The organism is Streptomyces sp. NPDC032472, assembly GCF_040636955.1.
Taxonomy (GTDB): domain Bacteria; phylum Actinomycetota; class Actinomycetes; order Streptomycetales; family Streptomycetaceae; genus Streptomyces.
In genome coordinates this window covers 1-6,863 of the sequence record NZ_JBEZVK010000150.1, presented here as the reverse complement: position 1 = coordinate 6,863, position 6,863 = coordinate 1, and the positions used below count along the sequence as shown (strand labels likewise).

General features: G+C 73.5%; 7 protein-coding genes and 1 pseudogene. 3 read left to right on the top strand and 5 right to left on the bottom strand.

Going from position 1 to position 6,863, the window contains the following annotated elements:
- Window positions 1-543: glycine-rich protein (locus tag AB0F11_RS37175; protein WP_362184039.1), on the bottom strand; the 543-nt coding region annotated here is incomplete at its 3' end.
- Window positions 544-580: 37 nt separating this feature from the next.
- Window positions 581-907: a hypothetical protein gene (locus AB0F11_RS37170; RefSeq protein ID WP_362184036.1), complete on the bottom strand. Its 327-nt coding sequence runs from the start codon at window positions 905-907 to the stop codon at window positions 581-583.
- A 1,297-nt stretch (window positions 908-2,204) separates the two neighbouring features.
- On the opposite strand from AB0F11_RS37170, the gene AB0F11_RS37165 reads away from it, so the two are divergent.
- Together AB0F11_RS37165 and AB0F11_RS37160 are read left to right on the top strand one after the other, a co-directional pair.
- The gene (locus AB0F11_RS37165; RefSeq protein WP_362184033.1) at window positions 2,205-2,564 is read left to right on the top strand and encodes a DUF6204 family protein; all 360 of its coding nucleotides are present in this window, start codon (window positions 2,205-2,207) and stop codon (window positions 2,562-2,564) included.
- Window positions 2,565-2,620: 56 nt separating this feature from the next.
- Window positions 2,621-3,250, top strand: a complete 630-nt coding sequence (locus AB0F11_RS37160) for a class I SAM-dependent methyltransferase (protein ID WP_362184030.1) — start codon at window positions 2,621-2,623, stop codon at window positions 3,248-3,250.
- Window positions 3,251-3,498: 248 nt separating this feature from the next.
- Here the strand turns inward: AB0F11_RS37160 and AB0F11_RS37155 are convergent, their stop codons facing one another.
- Window positions 3,499-5,001, bottom strand: coding sequence for an MFS transporter (locus AB0F11_RS37155; protein ID WP_362184027.1), 1,503 nt, complete (start codon window positions 4,999-5,001; stop codon window positions 3,499-3,501).
- A gap of 139 nt (window positions 5,002-5,140) precedes the next feature.
- Here AB0F11_RS37155 and AB0F11_RS37150 point away from each other — a divergent pair, with 139 nt between their 5' ends.
- Window positions 5,141-5,581 (top strand): MarR family transcriptional regulator, encoded by a 441-nt coding sequence (locus tag AB0F11_RS37150; RefSeq protein WP_362184024.1) that lies wholly within the window; start codon window positions 5,141-5,143, stop codon window positions 5,579-5,581.
- Between the two features lie 273 nt (window positions 5,582-5,854).
- Here AB0F11_RS37150 and AB0F11_RS37145 read toward each other — a convergent pair whose 3' ends face one another.
- Window positions 5,855-6,448 (bottom strand): HutD family protein, encoded by a 594-nt coding sequence (locus AB0F11_RS37145; protein ID WP_362184021.1) that lies wholly within the window; start codon window positions 6,446-6,448, stop codon window positions 5,855-5,857.
- Window positions 6,445-6,863: pseudogene (locus AB0F11_RS37140) on the bottom strand (hypothetical protein); the annotation flags it as partial. The gene AB0F11_RS37145 and the pseudogene AB0F11_RS37140, both read right to left, overlap by 4 nt.

Here is a 6,863-nt window from a genome sequence, read left to right as displayed (position 1 = left end):
GGCGCCTCCGCCACCGCCCGCGACGAGGATCCGCTCGCCCGGGCCGAGGGTGCCGGTGCGGACGTCGGATCCTCCGCCGCCGGAGCCGCCGCCGTGTGCTCCGCCGCCGCCGGCGCCGTGGCCGGTGCCGCCGGGGCGGGCGTACTCGCCGTGCCGGGACGTGCCCGAGCTGCCGGCGGCGCCCAGGGTGAGCTGAAGCTGCTGCCCGGGGATCACGGCGAGCGTGGCGCGGGTCTCGCCGCCGAGTCCGCCGGGCGCGCCGGCGTTCGGGGGGTTGGGGCTGACGAAGCCGGCCGCGCTGCCGCCTTCGGCGCCGAACAGGTCGACGGTGACCGAGCCGACCCCCTCGGGCACGGTGAAGGTGTCTGTGCCGGGGTTCTCGTACGTGCACGTGGGCGGGGCGGCGCTGAAGACGCCGCCGGCGCCGCACGGCGAGGGCGGGGCCGCCGGGTCGGCGGCGTCGGCCGCCGAGGCGAAGGGCACCACGGCGGCGGCCAGGAGGCCGGTCGCGCCGAGCACGATCAGCGACTTGGCCTTGGACATGCGGGGGTTCATGGCGGGTGGTACTGCCTCTCGGGGCTCAGACGCCGTCGTTGGCACAGAGCGCCCAGACGTCGGAGGAGGTGTTCGGGGAGCTGGGCGCGCCGGTGTGGGTGTACGCGGTCCAGTACGCGGCGGTGGTGGTCCCGTCGCCGACGGGAGTGCCGCCGGAGTCGCCGGGGTAGCTGCCGCCCAGGTGGTCCCCGACCGAGCCGGGGCCGGTGAAGTCGGTGGTGGTCACGCTGCCGCCGCTGATGGCGGCGCCGCCGCTGACCAGCTTTCCGTCGTTCTGGCCGCAGCCGACGGTCGTGGTCAGCCCGGCGGTGCCCGCGGTCGGGCCGCTGACCTCGCTGAAGCGGACCTTCACGGTCGTGCCGCTGATGTCGATGTTGTTGCCACTGCAGATGGCGTAGGCGTACGTGGTGTTGCCGCTGTTGCCCCCGCCGCCGTTCCAGCCGACCGCGGCCCAGGAGTCGGGGTTGGTCTCGCCCGTCGGCGGCGGCCTTCTGGCCGTAGTCGTGGGCGGAGTTGTTGAAGGTGGGGAAGCCGGCGATCGGCTTGAGGCTGCCGACGCCGGCCGGGGTGATGCGGGCGCCGCCGCCGATGAGGCGGGTGTTGGCGGGGCAGGTCGCGACGACGAGGCCCACGGTGCCGCTGGTGGTGGGGCCGGCGATCTTGTTCGTCACCACCTGGGTGTGGTTGATGAGGTTGCTGGTGAAGCACATGGCGTACGGGGTGGTGGAGAAGTCCGCGTTGACCGCGCCGCCGCTTCCGCCGATGCCGAGCCAGTGGGTCACGTCGGTGCCGACGACGCCGGTCGAGCCGGTGTACTCGGTGCTTCCGTCGGGGCTGGGCGAGGTGCCGTTGACCTTGTTGCCGTTCGAGGAACTGCCGGTGCCGATGGTCTGGTTGATGCCGCCGCCGGAGATGAGTCCGCTGCTGCAGTCGGCGTGGGTGGAGATCTCAAAGAAGGCCGATCCGGGTCCCGAGGTGGCTCCCGGCGTCTTCACGGTGACGGCCACGGTGTTGGCGTACGCGGTTCCCGGTACGGCCAGGGCCAGTGCTGCGCCGACGACCAGGGCCTTGCCTGCGGCACTGCGCCACATGAGTCGCGTCTTCATTGGATTCTCCCCCTCTGATAGGCGACGAGGGCAGCAGGGCGCGGCATCCGGAAGCGGAGGGCCGCGCTCGGCCTGTGGGACGGGTCGCTGCGGCGGGTGCCGCCCCGGGGTGACGGGGGCGGCGGCACCGCGGGCGGTACGGACGCCGCGGGGAGCAGAACGGGGGTACGGGCGTCCCACCCAGCATGTACATAGCTTTCTCGAACTATGGACTGGCAAATGCGGAGTACGAGGGAGGGCCGCCGGGTGGGCGGCGGGGGTGCGCGGGCGGGCGCGGCCGGGAAGTGGCGGTCCGGTAACCCGGGCGCGGGAGATCAGGACAGGCGGGCACGGGGGACCCGGCCGGCGCCGGTCAGCGCCGGAGGGGCGGCGGCCGGGCGCCAACCGGAATGCCGTTCGGGGGCTCGGGGCGGCTGCGGCGAACACCCGTCCACGACAGGGAAGTCGGGCGTACCGGGCGGGCACCCCTGTCGGCGCTGTCCCCGGCGGCGTGTGGGCGAAAAATCCGATGCCCGTGTGATTCGTCCGCTCTAGGCTGCGGGGATGAGTTCCCGCACCTTCCGCATCACCGTCCGCGGCTCTTTCGACGGCCTCACCGCCGACCAGCGTGCCGAGCTGCTCGCCGCCGCGCCCGAGCACGACATGCTCCGGGCCGCCTTCACCCCCGAGGGCCACCTGACGTACGACATCGCCGCGCGCCCCTTCTTCACGTTCCGCTTCCTCGACGGGGGTGAGGAAGAGGAGGACATCCTGGAGGCGACGGCCCGGGCCGAGCTCGCGGCCGAGAGCTGGCTGACCGGGCGCGGCTACGGGTTCAAGGGCCTCAAGTCCCAGGCGCAGGACCTCTCCCTGGCCCCGCTGGCCAAGCGGCAGCGCCAGGCCGCCGCCCGCGGCGGCGCCTGACGCCGTGCGACGACGGCCGGGGCGCCGGCGCCCGCGCGGATGTTAGCTTCCTTCCCGTGACGGAGCACCAGGACGAGACCGGGGCGGCCTACGACGGGGTGGTCGAGCTGTACGCGTCGATGTTCGCCGATCGGCTGGAGACGCGGCCGTTCGCCCGGGCCATGGTCGCCACCTTCGCCGAGCTGGTGCGCGCGACGGGGAACCTGCGGGCGGCCGACGTCGGATGCGGGCCCGGACACCTGACGGCCATGCTGCAGGACCTGGGGCTCGACGCCTTCGGGCTCGACCTCTCCCCAGGGATGGTCGACCACGCCCGTCGGGCCCATCCCGCGCTGCGGTTCGACGAGGCGCGGATGGAGGCCCTGCCGGTCGGGGACTGCGCGCTCGGCGGCATCCTGGCCCACTACTCGATGATCCACACCCCGCCCGGGGAACTGCCGGCGCTCCTCGCCGAGCAGGTGCGGGTCCTGGCGCCGGGGGGCCTGCTCCTGGTCTCGTTCTTCGGGACCGAGGGACCGGAGCCGGTCCGCTTCGACCACAAGGTGGCGTCGGCCTACAGCTGGCCGGTGGACCGGTTCGCCGAGCTGCTGGCCGGGGCCGGGCTCGTCCCGTTCGCCCGGCTGGTCCACGATCCGGCCTCCGAGCGGGGCTTCCTCGACGCCCACGTGCTGGCCCGCCTCGCCTAGTGCTGTGGCCGGAAAGGTTTGCCGGGTCGCGGCGTCCGGTGCGGTGCATCGCAAGGCGGAGGGCCTCGGCTCGTACTGGACGTACGTGCGAGGGCCGACAACGCGGCGAGGTGCCGTGCCGGGCGTCGCGACCCGGTGAACCTTTCCGGTCACAGCACTGGACGTGCCTCGGGGGGACGGCATCCGCGAAGCGGCGCCGTCCCCCCGGAAATGGCGGGCGTGCGAATCGGACCCGCCCCGGGCCCGTGTCAGACCTGCTCGGCCACCTTGGCGTCCGTAGCGGCGGGCTGCTTGGCGACCTCGACGGTGCGCGGCCCGTGCTGGCCGCGCAGGCCCAGCCAGCCGATGAGTGCGACGAGGGCGAAGGCCGCGGCCCCGATCCAGAAGGTGAGGGTGAAGCCGGACTCGGCGGGCAGCGGCGGGACGCCTGCGGGCAGGTGCTCGATGGTCTTCGACGCGAGGATGGTGGTGACGATGGCACTGCCGATCGCGCTGCCCGTGGAGCGGGAGATGGAGTTGATGCCGTTGGCGATGCCACTCTGGTGGGGCGGGACGCTCGCCATGATGACGGCGGGCATGGCCGCGTAGCCGAAGCTGACGGACGCACCGACGACGATGCCGGCGCCGATCACCGAGGCGGTGTGGCCGTGGTCGAGGGCCAGCCACCCGAAGCCGACGGCGCCGAGGGCGGCAGCCAGGCCCAGCGCCGTGCGCGGGCCGCGGTGGCGGACCAGTTGGCCGCCGATGGGCGAGGCGAGCAGCGAGACGATCGCGCCGGGGAGCAGGAACTCCACGGAGGCACGCAGGATGGACGCGCCGAAGCCGTAGCCGGTCAGCTTCTCGGGCATCTGGACGAGGTAGGAGACGCCCAGGAAGTTCGCGAACATGCCGAAGCCGACGAGGATGCCGGCCAGGTTGGCCATGAGCACCGGGCGGTGGACGAACATCCGCATGTCGACGAGCGGCTCGCGGACCTTGAGCTCGGTGAACACCCAGACGACGGTCATGACGGCGGCGCCGGCGAAGCTGCCCAGCGTGCGGCCCGAGGTCCAGCCCCACTCGTGGCCCTGCGAGATGGGCAGCAGGAGCAGCAGCAGGGTGGTGCCGAGGGTCAGGGCGCCCAGGAAGTCGGTGCGGCCGCCGGTCTTGTGGCGGGTCGCGGGGACCAGGAAGGCCACGGCGAGCAGGGCGACGGTGGCGAAACCGGTCGCCATCCAGAAGGCGTTGCGGTAGTCGGCGCCGTCGCCGGAGGTGAGCAGGCCGGTGGCGACGAGCGCGAGGCCGCTGCCGAAGGCGAGGGTGCCGCTGACCAGGGCCATCGCGCCGGGCAGCTTCTGCGGGCGGACCTCCTCGCGCAGGACGGACAGGGCCAGCGGGAAGATCGCGGTGGCGGCGCCCTGCAGGACGCGGCCGAGGATCAGCAGCGGCAGCGAGCTCGCCAGGGCGGCGATGACGGAGCCCGCCACCATGACGCCGAGGACGGCCACGAGGGTGGGCTTCTTGCCGTGCTGGTCGCCGAAGCGGCCGAGGAGCGGGGTGAAGACGGCGGCGGAGAGCAGCGTGGCGGTGGTCACCCAGCTCACGTTGGCGGTCGAGGTGCCGAGGTCGGAGCGGATGAGGCCGAGGATCGGGACCGGCAGGGTCTGCATCATCGACACGACCATGGCGGCAAGGCTCAGGGCGAAGACGATGACCGTCTCGTTCCTGGTCTTGGCCTCGGCGGGGGCGGGGGTGGCGGGGGCGGTGCTCATGTCCGGGAGGAACCTTCTCACTGCTTCAGGTCGCAGATGTTTCATGTCATCAAGTACTTCGACGACGGTAGAGGCAGATACTTAAGGTGGTCAAGTAAACAATTGATAATGTCAACGATCCTGGGTACGCTCTCGCGGCATGAGCGCCACCACCCGTGAGACCCCCGGCAAGCTCCAGCTCCTGGAGCTGCTCGCCGCCATCGGCATCGCCCAGTGGCGGGATTTCGCCGCGGCGGCGGCGCGCTACGGCCTCACGTCCACGCAGGCCAAGGTCCTCGCCCAGCTGGACGGGCCGCTGCCGATGCGGGGGCTGGCGACGCTGCTGGTGTGTGACGCGTCGAACGTCACCGGGATCGTGGACCGCCTGGAGGCCCGCGAGCTGGTCCGCCGCGAACCGGATGCCGCGGACCGGCGGGTCAAGAACGTCGTCGCAACGGACGCGGGCCGAGAGATCATCCGACGCGTACGCGAAGAGATGCAGGCCACGCACAGCGCCTTGGACACCCTCACCCCGGCGGAGCGCGCCACCCTCCACACCTTGCTGGACCGCCTCCGCCCCACCCTGGAACACCACGCCTGACCCTGCCGGCACCGGCGAAGCCGGGATTCCTGGGATGCAGCCCGCGCATTCGAAGCCGGGGACCGGCAAAACCAGCCCCGCCGGCGTTTGAGTGGGGGTCCCCCCGGACGAAGTCTGGGGGAGGGTCCGGGCAGAGCCCGGTGCCCGGCGGAGCCGGGAGTCGGGGGCTCCGCCCCGAACCCCGCGCCTCAAACGCCGGCAAGGCTGGAAGGCCCCCGCTTCAAACGCCGGCGAGGCTGGAGCGGCGGGGGCCGGAGGGGGCGGCTGAGGCCGTCAGGGGGTTGGAAGGTGGACCACGGCCGTAGGGGTCGGGGCGTGGAGGCGGGCGCCGGCGGGGGCGCGGAGGAGGGCCGCGTCGTGGCGGGCCAGGTGGACCGTTCCGCCGTCGGGGAGGGTGAGGTCCGCCGGGCCGGCCAGGGGCACGATCAGCAGGGCGGTGCCCGGCTCGGAGGCGAGGGCAAGAGCGCCTCGGACCACCGCGGTGTCGGCCGGCGCGAGGCCCCGCCGGTGCATCACGTTGAAGTTCACGACCGGGCCGTCCAGGAGGCGGCAGTGGGTCGGGGCGTCGCCCGGGAACCGCTCCGGGACGTATCGCTCCGAGACCGACCGCATGGCGCCGGCCATCGTGAGGCGCATGCCGGCCCCCTCCGCCAGGGTCAGCGTGCGGTCGACCCCGGGAAAGACCGAGAACGGGCCGTCGGCGGCCACCTCCGCCAGGCTCACGCGCCACGCGAAGTCGTCCATGCCGGCCCCCTCGGGCCAGGCGGCGATCTCGCGGGTCACTCCCCCGCCGTTCTTCCAGGCCACGGCCCGCCGGTCGGCGGTCCGCAGGACCGTCACCGCTGCAGGGGCACCGGCGCCGGTCATCGCGTCGCCCCCGCTCGGGCGGCAGCCACGGGCAGCGAGGCCGAGGCCGTGCGCGCGAAGTCGGCCGGGCTGCCCTCCGCCGCATCGGTGTCGACGGCGTACACCATGAGCGGGCTGCTGCCGACCGCCCCCTCGGCGGTGGCGCGCAGCCGGTAGCGCTCGGTGCGTACGGCGCCCGCGGCGAGAGCCGTGCCGCCCTCGTACAGGTGGGCCGGCTTGACGTCGCCCGCGATCCGCAGGTCCGCGGGCCGCCACACCCCGCTCACCGGGTCGCACCGCTCCAGCAGGAAGGATTCTGCAGGCCCGTCGGGCAGCGGTTCCATCTGGAAGGCGACCAGCAGGTGACGGTGGGTCTGCGCGCTGCCGCCCCGCAGGGTCACGGTGAACTCCCGGGCGGCGCCGCCGCGGACCAGCT